Raw genomic sequence first — 15403 nt, forward strand, 5'->3', positions numbered from 1 at the left:
TTATTTGTTTCTTTGTCTTTTTTCTTATTTTTACTTCGTAAATGCAATACCGCGCTCTTTTAAGGATGCGACTTGATCATTACTTAGGCCGATGCTTTTTAGAATCTCATCAGTGTTCTGGCCAATGTCTGGGGCAAGTGTCTTAATAGATCCCGGTGTGCGAGATAGCTTTGGAATCACTCCAGGCACATCCACCTTGGTTCCGTCTTGCATCTGAATAGTCTGAATATTTTCCCTGGCTTTGTAATGGGGGTCACTGGCTATATCAGCAACGGTATAAATTCTGCCGGCAGGCACTGCAACGGAGTCCAGCGTCTCCAATGCCTTCGTAGTGCTAACTGTCTTGGTCCATTCACCAATCGCCTGGTCTAGTTCAGCAACCCGTTTTACACGACCATCGTTATTTTCTAGCTGGGGATCATTACCTAAGTCATCTCGACTGATGACTGTCATGAGGCGTTTAAAAATACTGTCGCCATTACCAGCAACCAATACATAACCACCATCAGCACATTGATAGGCATTGGTTGGAGCAATGCCCGGCATAGCACTGCCAGCAGCCTGGCGTACCTCACCAAAAGCACTGTACTCAGGTAACAAGCTTTCCATACAGTTAAATACCGCCTCATATAAAGCGATATCAATGATTTGGCCTTTCCCGCTATTGTGTCGCTCTTGCAGTGCCAACAAAATACCAATCACACCATGTAAAGAGGCCAAGGTATCACCAATACTGATACCCACACGAACAGGTACTCTGCCAGGCTCAGCAGTGAGATGACGTAAGCCACCCATGGCTTCTGCGACAACACCAAATCCTGGTTTATTTCTGTATGGACCAGTCTGACCGTAACCGCTAATACGCAGAACAATCAGTTTAGGATTGAGCTCGAGTAATTTTTCTGGATCAAGGCCCCAACCCTCTAATGTTCCAGGGCGAAAGTTTTCAATTAATACGTCTGCTTCTTTTAGTAGGGTTCTGACAATATCTTGAGCTTCTGCCTCTCTCAAATCCAAAGAGAGTGAACGCTTATTGCGCGATTGCACTTGCCACCAAATTGATGTGCCGTCTTTTAACAGTCGCCATTTACGCAAGGCATCGCCAACCTTGGGCGGCTCGATCTTAATAACATCAGCTCCAAAATCTGCCAATGTTTTAGCAGCAAATGGCCCAGCAATAAGCTGCCCCATCTCGACGACCTTTAACTTTGCTAACGGCTCCATACATTCCCCTGAATTACTTTTATGCCAATTTACCCTTCTTCATAAAAGCTGAAAATTGCTATTAATGGGCATATCCTTCTCATTTTGCGAAGGTATAGGTAGAATCACCCCATGAAATCCCCGCTAAACCCCGCCAGAGTCGACTTTGTTACCCTCAAGCTATTCTGCGCCATTGTCCAATCTGGCAGCATTACCAAGGGCGCAAGTGAATGCAACTTAGCCCTTTCAGCAGCCAGTAGACGGATTTCTGAATTTGAAGAGACTGTAGGCATGGCACTCCTCGATCGATCGGTCAAAGGGGTCACGCTGACACATGCAGGTCACGCTGTCATGCAACATGCTCTGAGGTTATTTCAGGGCTTTGAACAATTGAGTAATGAGTTGGGCGAATACTCCAAAGGTGTCAAAGGTCATGTGAGACTTTGGGCCAACATGTCTGCCCTAACGGAGTTTCTGCCATCAGCTTTAGCAAGCTTTTTAAAAGACTATCCAGAGATACGAGTCGAAGTAGAAGAGCAACTCAGCGGCGATATCGTGAGAGCACTCATGGATGGCATTGCTGACATTGGTGTTTTTGCTGAAGGCCCTATTACCACTGGATTAGAAACTAACATTATGGGCAAAGACCAGTTGGTCATTGCTTGCAGCAAAGATCATCCCCTAAGCAAAAGAAAAAGCATTTCATTTGAAGAGTGTCTTGCATATGATTTTGTAGGACTTAATCGGGGTAGCTCCCTACTTGAGCTCACATCTCGTAGTGCCGAGAGGTTGGGCAAGCAAATGAGTTTACGTATTCAGGTTCGTAGCTACGATGCGATGTGCCAAATGATTGCTGTCAATTTAGGAATTGGTGTATTGCCCATTCAGGCTTGCGCAGCTCAAATTAAGGCCATGGGATTAAAGGTGGTTGAATTAGAAGATGCCTGGGCAAAGCGTAACTTATTAGTAGCGACCAAGGCGGGGATTAACCATTCTCCAGCAACTAAGCTACTGAGCCAGCATTTACTGGGCAAACAGCACTCTATGTAAATTCTTGAGTGAATTTATCAAGCGCTCATTTGTATGACATGTCATACAAATAGGCATAAGATGAACTTATGACAATTTTATTTCTACTGCTTTCTCCCGCATTATTTGCTTTGTTCTGGATTGTTCGATTTCAGATCTGCAGTGCTCGCCGTAGGCGCCTTGTAGACACTTATGGCATTGACTCCAAAAAACTCAGAAAGCTGAGCTGCAGGGAAGTCACCAAACTTCGCAAGCAGATCGAAGAATTAGAGGAAAAGAAGGATGCCTTTGGCCTTGAATCAGCTGTTCGACCATACAGACCATAAAACAGTCTGGAATCATTGTTGACTCGCTCTATTTGACTTAAACTGAGTAAAGAATTCATAAATAACGAAAGGGTAAAAATGAAAGTGCTACTTCCTGTGGATGGCTCCAAATCCTCCTTGAATGCCGCTAAATATGTGGCCAAAATGGCTAAGAATTCACGCAGCCCTGTAACAGTGACGCTAGTCAGTGTCCATGATGACATTGGTCTTGGCCACGTTAAGCAATTCGTAGCCAAAAACGTAGTGGATGACTACCTTCGTGAAGTGAGCGAAAAAGAATTAAAACCAGCGCAGAAAGTATTGGATACTGCCAAGGTAAAACACAATATGGCTATTAGGCGCGGTCAAATCTCAGCAGAAATCATTGCTTTGGCTAATAAAGACAAAGTTGACATGATTGTGATGGGCGTTAAAGGTCGTAGCGGCATCTTGGATGTTTTGGTTGGCTCAGTTGCTCAGCGCGTTTCTAGCTCAGCAAAGCAACCTGTTTTATTGGTAAAGTAATTTCAGCATTTTTAGTATCTAGCTTAGTTGGTTGCCACCGGCAACCAACTCTTCTGATCACACCATGATTCCAAAGCGTTAGCTCCTCAAGAGACTCCTGATCGCAAAACAGATGGTGAAGATAAATCCAAACCGTTCGACCCTTGTTTTAATCGACTTACAAAGTCGCTTGATGCCTTCCATTCATCAGGGAGAAGAGGTGCTTAAGCAATCCATCAAGATCGCTAAAATCGCCAAGCTTCTAGACATCCCTGTTATTGGCACAGAACAAAGTCCGCAAAGTCTGGGGCATAACGTTGATGTAATTACCCAGTTCTGCAAAACCACCGTAGCAAAAGAACACTTTGATGCTTGCCAGGATGGACTCATCAATGCCCTATCTAAAAATAGAGAACATCTGATTCTTGCTGGATGTGAAACACACGTATGCGTAATGCAAACCGCTTTAGAGCTAATGCGGCAGAACTTTAAGGTTTCTATTTTGGTAGATGCAGTTGGGTCACGTAGATCCCTGGATCGAGATATCGCCCTTCATCGCCTTGGCTCTTCTGGAGCAACACTTCTTACTACTGAGATGCTAGCCTTTGAATGGCTGGGAAATGCCTCTAATGAATCCTTTAAGGATGCATTAGAGATCATTAAATCCTAGGTTTGTGATTAACTTAGTTAACTCAGGCAGTTGATTTAGCAATAAAGAATGCTTTTGGTACTGGTGTACACCAAACCACACCATCGCCGACTTGCCCAGTCTGACATACCGTCACAATGCGATCCATCAGCACTTCAGCAACTTCATCATTACAAATAATCTCTACTCGTACTTTTGCTGAGTAATCAGTCAATTCATCTTTGATATTTGCTTTACTGGTTTTGGATGGCGCACTACAACCCTCCACCTTGGCGACTGTCATTCCCGGAAACCCAGGGGCCTCCATCAGAGCTGTTCGTAAAGCAGGTAATTTATTTGGGCGTATGACCGCCTTGACTTCCATCATGCTTCCACCTCTTTGTCTTCAAACCATCTGTATAGAACGGGCAATACTAATAAAGTGAGCGCTGTAGAGGTAAGCAATCCTGCAATCACCACAGCAGCCAGGGGGCGAGTCACTTCTGATCCAGGACCGCCTGAGAACAGCATTGGCACTAATGCCAACATCGCCACTGACGCAGTCATCATGACCGGCCTGAATCGATGGCCGCAACCATGCAGAAGCGCATCTTCCATACTGTAACCATCTTCACGTAACTGCTTAATAAAGGAGATCAACACCACACCATTGAGTACGGCGATACCCCACAAGTTAATAAATCCTACCGCTGCTGGTACCGAGAGGTACTCACCTGTAATGAATAAGCCAAACACGCCACCAATCGATGCAAATGGCAGAACCAAAATAATGAGGCCTGCCAAACGAAGTGACTTAAACAACATAAATAATAAGAAGAATATAGCTAAGACCGTCAAAGGAATAATGACCATTAAGCGAGCCATCGCTCTTTGCATGTTTTCAAACTGACCGCCCCATTGCAAGGTATAGCCTTGGGGTAGCTCCACATTCTTCGCAATCAACTCTTGGGCCTCTTTTACAAAGCCACCCAAATCGCGCCCCTCCACATTCACACCAACCACCAAACGACGCTTGCCAGACTCACGGGAGATCTGGGCAGGACCTTCTACCAAGGAAATTTCAGCCAAGTCACGCATCAATACTTGTGCACCATCCGGAGAATGCAAAATAATATTTTCAATGGCATCAATATTGTTTCTGTAAGGGCTTGGGTAGCGCAGAACCAATGGGAAGCGACGCTCTCCCTCATAGACAGTGCTCGCTTGCTTACCGCCGATAGCCGTTTCAATAACTTCGTTCACATCAGAAACATTAATGCCGTAGCGCGCAATCGCATCACGATCAATTTTGATGTTCAGATAGTTCTGACCAGAGGCCTGCTCAATACGTAAGTCGTTGCTACCCTTCATCTTGGTCAGGATTTGACCAATTTGCGAACCGAGTTTTTGCAAGACAGGTAATTCGTCACCAAAGATTTTGACCGCTACTTGTGAGCGCACACCAGAGACCATCTCATCTACCCTAGCTGCAATCGGTTGGGAGATTGCCAATTCGATTCCGGGCAAGGTTTTGAGCTTCTCACGAATTTGTTGTGCAATTTCTTCCTGACTTAAATCTCTATCACCTATAGGTTTGAGCGTCACGATAGGATCAGACTCATTCGGCTGACCTGGATCAGCAGGAGACTCGCCTTTACCCAGCCGGGAGACTGCCATCTCAACACCGGGAATAGTCATGATGCGTTTAATCGCTTCGAACTCTAATTTAATAGACTCATCCAAAGAGATATTTGGCGCACGAACAATCACCGGGGTAATCGAGCCTTCTTGCATCACCGGAATAAAGGCTTTACCCAGCATTACAAACCCAACCAAACTAATGCCAAGGGCAATAATGGCTCGCTTGACTACCAATTTAGGATTAGCCAAACACCAATGCAGCCAACGCTCGTAGGGAGCGCGCATTTTTTTAACTATCTTGGTGTCATCCTCACCACCACCCTTCAAGATATAAGAGCATAAGACCGGGGATAAGGTAAATGACAGAATCAAAGAGATCGTTAAGGCGATAGCAATCGTAATTGCCATCGGTGCGAACATCTTGCCTTCCATGCCCTCGAGTGAGAGCAATGGCATAAAGACCAGAATGATGATGCCCACACCAAAGAGTACAGGTTTACCAACTTCTGATGCCGCCTCTAAGATGATCCTGTTTTTAGATTCGCCGCCTTTAAGACGTTCACCCAATTTTGCGAAGGTGTTCTCCACTACCACCACAGAGCCGTCCACCATAATGCCGATCGCAATGGCTAGACCCCCTAATGACATCAAGTTCGCTGAAATTCCATAACGGTTCATGACCAAGAAAGTGAGCAACGGCGTGAGCAGCAGCGTGGCGACCACAATCAGAGATGAACGCACATCCCCTAGGAAGAGGAATAGCAAAATAATCACCAGAATTACGCCTTCAACCAGCACTTTTGCCACGTTGAACATAGCGGCATTCACCAAATCGGTACGGTCGTAGAAAGGCACGATCTGCAAGCCATCTGGTAGCAGCTTACCTTCGTTAATTTCTTCAACTTTGAGCTTAATGCGATTAACTACATCTCGCGCATTACCGCCACGGATCATCTGAATAATGCCGGCAACACTTTCCGTGTAGCCATTCTTAATAGCGGCACCCTGACGAATCTCACTACCAATCCTCACTTCGGCAACGTTCTTAACGTATACCGGGATACCCTTCACTTCTTTCAGAATAATCTTGCCAATATCTTCTGGCTTAGTAATTAAGCCTAAACCACGAATGAGATAGCGCTCTGCATAAGTGGGTAATTGACCGCCACCAGAGTTTGCATTATTCCTGGCAAGTGCTTGGTAGACCTCTTGCAAGCTAATTTGATAGTGACGCAAGCGCTCAGGATTGACCAAGACTTGATACTCTCTGGCGTAACCACCCTGAGTATTAATCTCGGCTACACCAGGAATAGAGCGCAGCATAGGACGCACAATCCAATCTTGCACTGCACGTCGATCAGAAAGCTCGTCCACTGAAAGCTCGCGATGTCGATCTGATGGATGATCAATGGTGTACTGATATACCTCACCTAAACCTGTAGATGGTGGTGCTAATACAGGGGTGATACCCACTGGCATTCTTGAAGCAACTTCAATTAATCGCTCTGTGACTAATTGACGGGCAAAGTAAATATCGGTTTTTTCCGTAAACACCAAGGTAATGACGGAGATACCATTGCGGTTTAAAGAACGCATCTCAATTAGACCAGGCAAACCTGTCATGGCCAATTCAATAGGGATGGTTACAAAACGCTCAACCTCTTCTGGTGATTTTCCAGGAGCTTCTGCAGCAACCTGAACTTGAACGTTCGTTACGTCCGGAAATGCATCAACAGACAGTCGTTTGGTAGCCAAAAGTCCGGCAACGAGCAATACGATGGCAATAATCACCACCAATAGGCGTTGCTGTAACGAGAGGCGAACGATTCTTTCAATCATTTACTTATCCACCCGTTATCCGCCACTAAGCTGACGCTTACGCTCTGTATTTAAGTGATAAGCACCTTCAATAGCAATCTCTTGGCCCTCTTTGAGACCTGATATCACTGGACGATATCCTTTGCCCTCTGGACCGAGCTTGACGGCCACCATGCGATAAGTGTCATCATCCAATCTCACAAAAACGTGGTCATGGTTATCTTCTCGAACGATGGCGGCTAAAGGCACTACTAACTTATCAACCGGCTGACTCTCAATTAACATGGTTGCCAACATTCCGGGTTTAATTTGGCCCTCTTTGTTCGCTAATTCCATACGCACCACCACAGTACGTGTTTGCGGATTCACAATCGAATCTACGTGAGCAACCACACCTTCAATATCTTGATTACGTAGAGCCGGAATAATGACCGATGCTTTTTGACCTTTATGGATCAAATAAGAATTACTCTCCGGAACTTCCGAGACCGCCCACAATGTGCTGAGATCTGCAACAGTAAATAAGGCGTCTGCTGGCTGCACTACCTGACCTTTATTGATCTTACGCTCTACGATTTCACCAGGAATGGTGGCGATCACGTTATTAATAGACTCAATCACTCCAGACTTTGCAAGGCGATCAATGCTCGCTTGATCCATGCCCTGCACCCTGAGCTGATCATTCGCAGCGCGGAACTCTGCTTTAGCGCTACTGGCCTCAGCTTCGCGCCTTTGCAGTTCTGCAAGAGCAATCACATCTTCCTTGTAAAGAATTTTTGCACGATTAGCAGCTTGATCAGCCAATTGACTAGCGCTCTTCGCTTTTAAGTAAGCCAGTTGCGATTGTGTTAATTCAGTAGAAGTAATTTTGGCTAATACATCGCCCTGCTTCACAATCTGACCAGGCACAGCCAGAATTTCCGAAACACGACCCGTAACGTTAGCGCCAATACGAGATAAAAAGAGCTCGTTGAAATCAATTCGGCCAGAAGCGCGCAACTCTTCTACAAAAGGCGATATCTGAACCTTGCCATCGGCAATCATCTTTTGAAGATCTTCATTCACTACAACTATATTGGGATCTTGCACTGATTTAATTGCTGGGCTTCTATCAAATACGTTGAAGTAATTCAGAATAATGATGAATGCGCAGAACCAAGGCAGATAGAACATACCTTTTTTAAACCAATGCGGCGATTTGTCATATCGACCAGTAACTGCAGGCACATGCTCACCAAGCCATTGATGGGCTTGTGCATACAACTGATTCTGAGTCTGCAGAATTTGGCCGAATAATTCCTTCTTATGGAATTTAATCTTTCGCACCAAAAAGGTCTTCCAGACTTTTACCTTTTTCAGCATGGCTGCTAACTCTTGGTTCATTGCATTCCACTTTCTATCTTCGCAAGCCACTCAGGGCTCGCTCTTAATCTCTGAATCTCAGTTACCACAGAAGCTAAATCAAAACGCGCCTTAATCAAATCATTACGCGCTGCCCTAAAGGTTCTTTGTGCATCCAAATACTCGAGCATGCCGCGCTCACCATAGCGATAAGACACTTCAGCAATACGCTGCGCGCTACCAGCTAACTGAACCACTTCCTGGCTTAATACTTTTACTTGATAGCTACTCATTTGATACAACTTATAAGCCGTCTCCATTTGCTGATCTAACGTTTGGATTTGAGCATTCAATTGATTTTTTGCTTTAGAGGCATTGGCTTCTGCCTCTGCAATCTGACCACCCTTAAAGTCCCAAATCGGAATGCTCACTTGCAAGCCATAAAGACGATCAGTGAAGTTAGGGTCGTTATATTGAGAGGCTTTAAATGCCAAACGAGGCAAGCGCGAGTTCTTTTCAAAACTCAGCTTAGATTCCGTTGCCTCAACCTCTGCCTTTGCTTTTTGTAGCTCTGGGCTTTGGCTCTGAACCTCGTTTAGCAATTGCGTCAATGAAGGCAAGACCTCAGGCTTTGGCTGCTCTGCCACCACCGTAAAATCTGCGGGTACTTGATGGCCTACCACTTGGCGCAACTGACTACGAGCCTGCTCTACACGTAACTTACTAGACTCTGCAGCGATTTGCGCATTTAAAAATTCGGTTTGCACTCGAATGAGTTCGAAGCGCGCTGTTTCACCAACGTCATACCGAATTTGCATACGATCACGAATCTGCTTCGTCAAACTCATATCCTCTTCAGCAGCTTTTTGCTCCGCTTCACGACGCATGAGTTCATAAAAACGCTGCTGCACTCTTGAAATCGTCTCCACCTCAAATGCAACACGTGTTGCTTCAGCTGCACGTAAATTTGCCTCGGCAGCATTTACTCTGGGGTAGCGGTTATAAGGCATATCTAATGGTTGAGTAACAGCCCATGATGAAACATTGCCTACCGTCAAAGGACCAGTAGCCGATCGTTGCTGACCGGTACCCACCTCAAACTCTGGATTAGGAATAGCTCTTGCGGTCGACAACTGCCCTTTAATGGCCTTCGCTTGATCACGGGCAGCCAAGACTTGGGGGCTTGACTCCAAGGAGATAGAGATCAAGTCATTAATAGTGAACGTTTTTTTAGATTGTGCGCTGACATTTGCCACCATTAAGGTGCTAGCAAAAGCAATGACCAACCATCGGTACCGCGTCATACGTCCAACTTGCAAAGTATCTAAACGCAAATTATCCAACCAGCTAGGCGGAAGAGCAAGAAAACGTCCCCAATTTGGGGCGTAAACGGGCAAAACAATGCCAGAACGAAGGTTTTTGAGGTGGAAAGTCAATATTTGGCCATTTAGAAAATAGTAAATGGTCTTGCCTTAAAAATTACCCATATACCGGGCTTTGAAGCCGTAATGACGATATGTGAGACCCATTGCTGGGCAGGCTACTCCCCGTTTATTCATCTTATTAGATCACAGTTAAGCAATAGAAATGTGTACGAACTCAAACATAGACTCGACTGGATAAGCGGCCATATTTCTCGGCCTTATGAAAAGCCTTTTGCATGTGCTTATAGACTTTCTTTAAACCCATCTCCAAAGCTGTTCTTCGGTCCCTTGCGGTAAAGCTCACCTCGATCTGGCGATTATCAAAAGTTTGCAATTCAATAATGCAATTTTGATTACAGCCTGTTTTTGCCTGGGCTACAGAGGAATACTTCACTTTAATTTTTCGCACCAACCAAAAGAGTCTCTTCAGAGAGAACTTCACACGATTCTCTGTGAATGTTTTAAATTCTGGCTCGATTTGTTCTTTTGCTTCCAATATGACATTCATGATTTATCTCCTTTGTTGAATATCTTGAATTCAATTTAAAGCGATATTCATTCTTAATAAAGCAGATGTTAATTGATATTAATTCTGTTATTTACTGATAATTAAATTAAAAAAATGCCCTCGGGTAGAGGGCATAAAGAGAACAGCAGGTTGTAAAACTAGTCGATTACTGCCGCCATTAAGGCGGTTGCTGCACCAGCGCCGAGTGCAGGGATGCCCCAACGCTCAAGCGTAGATAAAGACTTGCCAGTGACTACCTCAACTGGAATATCACTGATTTCCAGCAACTTGGCTGTTGTGGAATTCTCAAACAAGCGGCTGAGCGTATTTTTCTTAGAAGTACCAATCACAATGCGATTGCACTCTAAGCGTTGTGCCTCATCTCGCAAAGCTTCTCCCTTGTCGCCAGTCACATAAGTGAAGGAGAAATTCGCGCCCGCTTTTTCCAAAAATTCGGATGCTGACTTTGCAGCGTTTTGAGCACGCTCTGCTTGCCACTCATTAATCTCTTGCTTACTTAAAAACTTTCTGATGTGTGTGTACAGCGTGGGTTGCACATTACAGATATGGAAGTGTGTTTGACTATCTTTACCGTACATATTGACTGCATGTTTCAAGGCCATTAAAGCGTTACTAGAATCATCAACTGGAATTAGAACTTTGTTCATCACCTTTTCTCCTACGTTATAAGACTGCTTATCGGATACCTCTGGATCAACTACAGCTGGCGCAATTGTCTCCTCCAACGCCAACCTACTCTTCATAAAACCACCAAACAAAACACCAACAATTACAAGGGCTTGGACGGCATATTCAAATGCAGCATTCTGGAATACCTGCATCTCCTTAACCATCGGCTCGGACACCATCATCTTGGCTGCAGTCCATGCAAGCACGCCAGCACCTACATAAGTAATAGATGGATAGCGCTCAACCAACTTCAGGATTTGTGTTGAACCCCAAATCACAATTGGAATACTGATGAGTAAACCTAGCACCACCAAGATATAGCTGCCATGAGATGCGCCTGCTACCGCTAAAACGTTGTCTAAACCCATGACTGCATCGGCAATCACAATCGTCTTCATTGCACCCCAAAAACTAGTGGAGGCATTGCTGTGACCATCATCATCATCTTTGGCAGGCGTTAGCAGTTTGTAGGCAATCCATACTAAGAGCAGACCACCAATTAACATCAGACCAGGGATTTTTAATAAATACACTACAACCAGCGTCATTGCACTTCTCACTGCAATGGCACCAACCGCTCCCCAGACAATCGCTTTCTTTTGCAAATGGGCCGGCAAATTTCTGGCGGCCATTGCAATCACAATGGCGTTATCACCAGCCAAAACTAAATCAATCACCACTATCGCTAGTAGCGCCGAAAAAAACTCAGGACTAAATAGTTCCACTTGGGCAACCTCCATCTGTTTAAGTTAATTAAATAGGAAGCCTGTAAATTCCATGACTAACCATGGGGTTAATTTAGGTGTATTTGTCTTTAGCTAAAAGCAGATATATATTGATAATAATTTCGGAAAAAGCTGAATATGACCAATACCTACAATTACCGGCACCTTTATTACTTTTGGGTGGTTGCCAAAGAAGGCAGCATGTCTAAAGCGGCAGAGCGCCTCGATATGGCCATACAAACCATTAGCGCTCAAGTACATGAATTAGAGAAATCACTGGGATATATGCTGTTCAAACCAGCTGGACGTGGGATCACTCTCACCGAATCTGGATTTGCGGCCCTAGAAATTGCCGATCAAATCTTCTCTATCGGCGAAAAACTTCCTGAGGCTGTTAGAGATGCCGCGAACTCACCTAAGATCAAAATTTCTGTTGGGGTTTCTGATGGCCTACCCAAATTTATTACTAGGCAATTATTAGAACCCATCATGAAACATAAGGATGTTCAATTAATTGCCCATGAGGGTGAGTTTGAAGATTTGTTGGCAGACCTTGCGCTACATCGTCTTGATATCGTATTAGCAGATCGCCCAGCACCGAATAATAAAAATCTCAACGTATACAGCCAGGAGCTGAGAAAAACTGTTCTAGGTTGGTATGCATCTAAGCAGCTTGTAAAAAAGGCAAAAGGCAAATTTCCGGAATGCCTAAAAGAGCTGCCCATTCTCCTGCCAACAGCACACTCTACCGTGCGTGTATTACTAGATCAATGGCTTAATAAGCACAACATCACGCCCAATATTGTTGGGGAGTTTGAAGATAGTGCCTTGCTAAAGACCTTTGCCGCCAGTGGATTGGGCGCCTTCCCCGCTGGATTATTGATTGAAAATGATCTTAAAGATACCTATGGCCTTGAGCTATTGGGTGGCTGCGAAAACATACATGAATACTTTTACGCGATTCGTTCTGAGAAGAAAATTCAGCACCCCCTTGTACAGGCCATTATTAAGCAATAGTGTATTGATAGACCCCTGAGCTATGACTAATTTTTTAGACCCCGCCATACTGTTTTTTATCTTTGGGGTTTTTGCCGGCACCGTAAAGTCGAACCTAGAAATCCCACCACAAATTTCTAGGTTCCTATCTCTTTATTTATTGATGGCACTAGGACTGAAAGGTGGCTTCGCACTTCACAAGTCTGGGTTTACTACTGAGATTGCCTTCTCTTTGGGATTGGCGATATTTCTTGCCGTCATTATTCCCATCATTGGCTACTTGATTCTCAGAAGAAAGTTAAGCGCATTTGATGCTGCTGCAATTGCAGCTACTTATGGATCCGTCAGTGCGGTTACCTTTATTACTGCAACTCAATATTTAGATCAATTCGATATCGCTTATGGCGGTCATATGGCGGCAGCGATGGCGCTGATGGAATCGCCTGCCATTATTTTGGCGATTGTCTTGGCCAATAAAGCACGGGCAGCGATGTCAATTGGCTCAACAGTCAAGCACGAGCCCGCAGGAGTTTCCAAAATACTGCACGAGTCTTTTACTGATGGTGCACAACTACTATTACTGGGTTCAATGGCGGTTGCGCTAGTGAGCGGAGATGCTGGGCATAAATTAATGGCGCCATTTTCGATTGATCTCTTCAAAGGCATGCTGTCCTTCTTCTTGCTGGATATGGGGCTTATGGCCGCCAGAAACTTTAAGGGCTTAAGAGGTAAACCACCCATTACCTTGCTCTATGCGATTGGTTCACCTCTGTCACATGCGCTCTTAGCATTGGTTTTATGCAAACTCATTGGGCTCCCTTTAGGAAACACCATCCTTCTCATGGTTCTAGCTTCTAGTGCATCGTATATTGCAGTGCCTGCTGTTTTGCGTCACGCTTTACCCGAAGTGAACCCAGCCTTATATATGGGCATGTCTTTGGGAATCACTTTTCCGTTCAACATTATTTTGGGCATTCCGCTTTACACCCTGATTGCCACAGCATTGCTGTAGAAATGCTGTATAGATAAGCAAAAAACCGATGGGCATCTTTTCCAAACGATCAGCCAGCTTATTAACCAAGCACGGCAAAGAAAAGGTGATCGGCGAAGTTCTCAATGCCGAAGTAGATTGCTTTGTACAGCATACGGATGCCTACGATACCGATTTGCTAGGCACATTTACACAGGAAACAGCTCGATACGGCTCGCAACTAGATGCAGCCCGCAAAAAAGCTACCATCGGAATGGAATTGCTCAAGCTTGACTTGGGCTTGGCCAATGAAGGCGCGTTTATGAACGATCCGTACACCGGTGCCATCCCCTGGAATAATGAATTGCTTGTACTGATAGACCAAAAGCACCAACTTGAACTAACTGGATTTGCTAGTGGTCCAGCCCAAAATGAAAGTAGCTACGTAACGCATTGGGAGGAGCTCAAAAAATTTGCTGATTCCGCACTCTTTCCATCGCACCACTTAGTCATCAAACCTACCGATGAATATCACCCGCAATCAAGAAAAGGGATTCAAGATTTAGCAGGGCTAAAAGATGCTTTTGATTGGGCAAAAAGCCTGTCCTCAAAAGGTATCGTCTACGTCGAAAATGATTTACGTGCCTTTGCCAATCCAACTCGGATGGAAAACATTCGTAAGGCTGCAATAGATCTGGCGAATAAGATGAATTCAGTCTGCCCTCAGTGCAACACCCCTGGATTTTGGATCACAGATGTAAAACCTGGCTTGCCATGTAATGCCTGTGGCCTCGCAACGGATGAGGAAATTGCCAAAATCTGGAGCTGCATTAAATGTGACCACAAGCAAACCGAAGGTATGAAAGTTTTTAGATTTGCAGATCCCTCAAAGTGCAAGCACTGCAATCCTTAATCTCGCCAAACTGGGTGCTTGTGCATTACAGAGTGAAATAATTCAGAGTCAAGATGTTGGGCTAACCATTTTTTTATAGCTGTTATTGGCAATTGCTCAAATTTGTTGGCATCAACCATTGAGAGCTGCCTAATGAATGGAAAGATTGCCACATCCACCCAAGTCATCGTATCGCCCATTAAGTATTGAGTCGCTTGCAGAGACTGCTCCATGGGTAGCAGCATGATTTGTAATACCTCTTGGAGAACCGGTGCTTGATCCAGCTCCGGAAATCGGTTGGGATATTTATATTGGTCTAATAGGACTTTAAAGGGTCCATCATTTTTTGCAATCCATGCTTGAGCAATAGCATCATCTGCACTACCCCACCCATCAGGATCAGATTGCGAGATTGCCCAATGCATGATGTCCAAGCTTTGATCTAGAACTAAGCCATCCATGCAAAGTACGGGAACAGTTCCTTTGGGAGAGGCCAGCAACATCGATTGAGGCTTATTGCGTAACTCGATTTCTCGATGTTCAACCTCAATGCCTGCGTATTTCAAGGCCATACGAGCGCGCATTGCGTAAGGGCATCTGCGATAGGAGTACAAAATCATTGGATTACGCTCATCAAAACCGAATCTGGTCACTTTAAATCATCTCGAATGTCTCAGAGAAGATTTTCTGAAAATTGAAGCATACGGTCCAGGATTGAGTAGAATATTT

At 44.8% G+C, this 15403-nt stretch carries 15 protein-coding genes and 1 pseudogene; 7 read left to right on the forward strand and 9 right to left on the reverse strand.

The features are described from left to right. Positions 1-30: 30 nt before the first annotated feature. Entirely contained in the window at positions 31-1224 is a 1194-nt protein-coding gene (locus ICN10_RS01920) for a CaiB/BaiF CoA-transferase family protein (RefSeq protein ID WP_216211918.1), read from the reverse strand. Between the two features lie 111 nt (positions 1225-1335). Here ICN10_RS01920 and ICN10_RS01925 point away from each other — a divergent pair, with 111 nt between their 5' ends. The 4 genes from ICN10_RS01925 (at position 1336) to ICN10_RS01940 (ending at position 3711) form a co-directional block, all read left to right on the forward strand. Further along, positions 1336-2253, forward strand: a complete 918-nt coding sequence (locus ICN10_RS01925; RefSeq protein WP_216211921.1) for a LysR family transcriptional regulator — start codon at positions 1336-1338, stop codon at positions 2251-2253. 68 nt (positions 2254-2321) lie between these two features. After that, entirely contained in the window at positions 2322-2558 is a 237-nt protein-coding gene (locus tag ICN10_RS01930) for a hypothetical protein (RefSeq protein WP_216211924.1), read from the forward strand. A gap of 78 nt (positions 2559-2636) precedes the next feature. Then, positions 2637-3062, forward strand: a complete 426-nt coding sequence (locus ICN10_RS01935; protein ID WP_216211927.1) for a universal stress protein — start codon at positions 2637-2639, stop codon at positions 3060-3062. Positions 3063-3174: 112 nt separating this feature from the next. Then, positions 3175-3711, forward strand: a complete 537-nt coding sequence (locus tag ICN10_RS01940) for an isochorismatase family protein (protein WP_216211930.1) — start codon at positions 3175-3177, stop codon at positions 3709-3711. A 22-nt stretch (positions 3712-3733) separates the two neighbouring features. On the opposite strand, the gene ICN10_RS01945 is transcribed toward ICN10_RS01940, so the two are convergent. The 7 genes and pseudogenes from ICN10_RS01945 to ICN10_RS10105 all read right to left on the reverse strand — a co-directional run. Beyond that, complete coding sequence (locus ICN10_RS01945; RefSeq protein ID WP_216211933.1) at positions 3734-4057, reverse strand: P-II family nitrogen regulator; 324 nt, start codon at positions 4055-4057, stop codon at positions 3734-3736. Next, entirely contained in the window at positions 4054-7149 is a 3096-nt protein-coding gene (locus ICN10_RS01950) for an efflux RND transporter permease subunit (protein WP_216211936.1), read from the reverse strand. The genes ICN10_RS01945 and ICN10_RS01950 overlap by 4 nt, the downstream gene beginning before the upstream one ends. A 15-nt stretch (positions 7150-7164) precedes the next feature. Next, positions 7165-8511, reverse strand: coding sequence for an efflux RND transporter periplasmic adaptor subunit (locus tag ICN10_RS01955; RefSeq protein WP_216211939.1), 1347 nt, complete (start codon positions 8509-8511; stop codon positions 7165-7167). Beyond that, positions 8508-9905 (reverse strand): TolC family protein, encoded by a 1398-nt coding sequence (locus ICN10_RS01960; protein WP_216211943.1) that lies wholly within the window; start codon positions 9903-9905, stop codon positions 8508-8510. Before ICN10_RS01960 ends, ICN10_RS01955 begins: the two co-directional genes overlap by 4 nt. Before the next feature lie 163 nt (positions 9906-10068). Further along, complete coding sequence (locus ICN10_RS01965; protein ID WP_216211946.1) at positions 10069-10401, reverse strand: hypothetical protein; 333 nt, start codon at positions 10399-10401, stop codon at positions 10069-10071. A 158-nt stretch (positions 10402-10559) separates the two neighbouring features. Next, entirely contained in the window at positions 10560-11165 is a 606-nt protein-coding gene (locus tag ICN10_RS10100) for a universal stress protein (protein WP_370626212.1), read from the reverse strand. Next, a pseudogene (locus ICN10_RS10105) lies at positions 11139-11831 on the reverse strand (TerC family protein); the annotation flags it as partial. The pseudogene ICN10_RS10105 and the gene ICN10_RS10100, both read right to left, overlap by 27 nt. Before the next feature lie 123 nt (positions 11832-11954). Between ICN10_RS10105 and ICN10_RS01975 the strand changes: the two are divergent. From ICN10_RS01975 to ICN10_RS01985, 3 genes are read left to right on the forward strand one after another with little or no spacing between them, the layout of a single operon-like run. Then, positions 11955-12833, forward strand: coding sequence for a LysR family transcriptional regulator (locus tag ICN10_RS01975; protein WP_216211950.1), 879 nt, complete (start codon positions 11955-11957; stop codon positions 12831-12833). Positions 12834-12855: 22 nt separating this feature from the next. Then, the gene (locus ICN10_RS01980; RefSeq protein ID WP_216211953.1) at positions 12856-13824 is read left to right on the forward strand and encodes a sodium-dependent bicarbonate transport family permease; all 969 of its coding nucleotides are present in this window, start codon (positions 12856-12858) and stop codon (positions 13822-13824) included. Positions 13825-13852: 28 nt separating this feature from the next. Further along, positions 13853-14695 carry a DUF6671 family protein gene (locus ICN10_RS01985; protein WP_216211954.1) on the forward strand — a complete coding sequence of 281 codons (843 nt, stop codon included), beginning with the start codon at positions 13853-13855 and terminating at the stop codon, positions 14693-14695. Here ICN10_RS01985 and ICN10_RS01990 read toward each other — a convergent pair. Further along, positions 14692-15327 (reverse strand): glutathione S-transferase, encoded by a 636-nt coding sequence (locus ICN10_RS01990; protein WP_370626186.1) that lies wholly within the window; start codon positions 15325-15327, stop codon positions 14692-14694. The genes ICN10_RS01985 and ICN10_RS01990 overlap by 4 nt on opposite strands. Positions 15328-15403 lie beyond the last annotated feature (76 nt).

The sequence above is a fragment of the Polynucleobacter sp. 86C-FISCH genome (assembly GCF_018882415.1).
Taxonomy (GTDB): Bacteria; Pseudomonadota; Gammaproteobacteria; order Burkholderiales; family Burkholderiaceae; genus Polynucleobacter.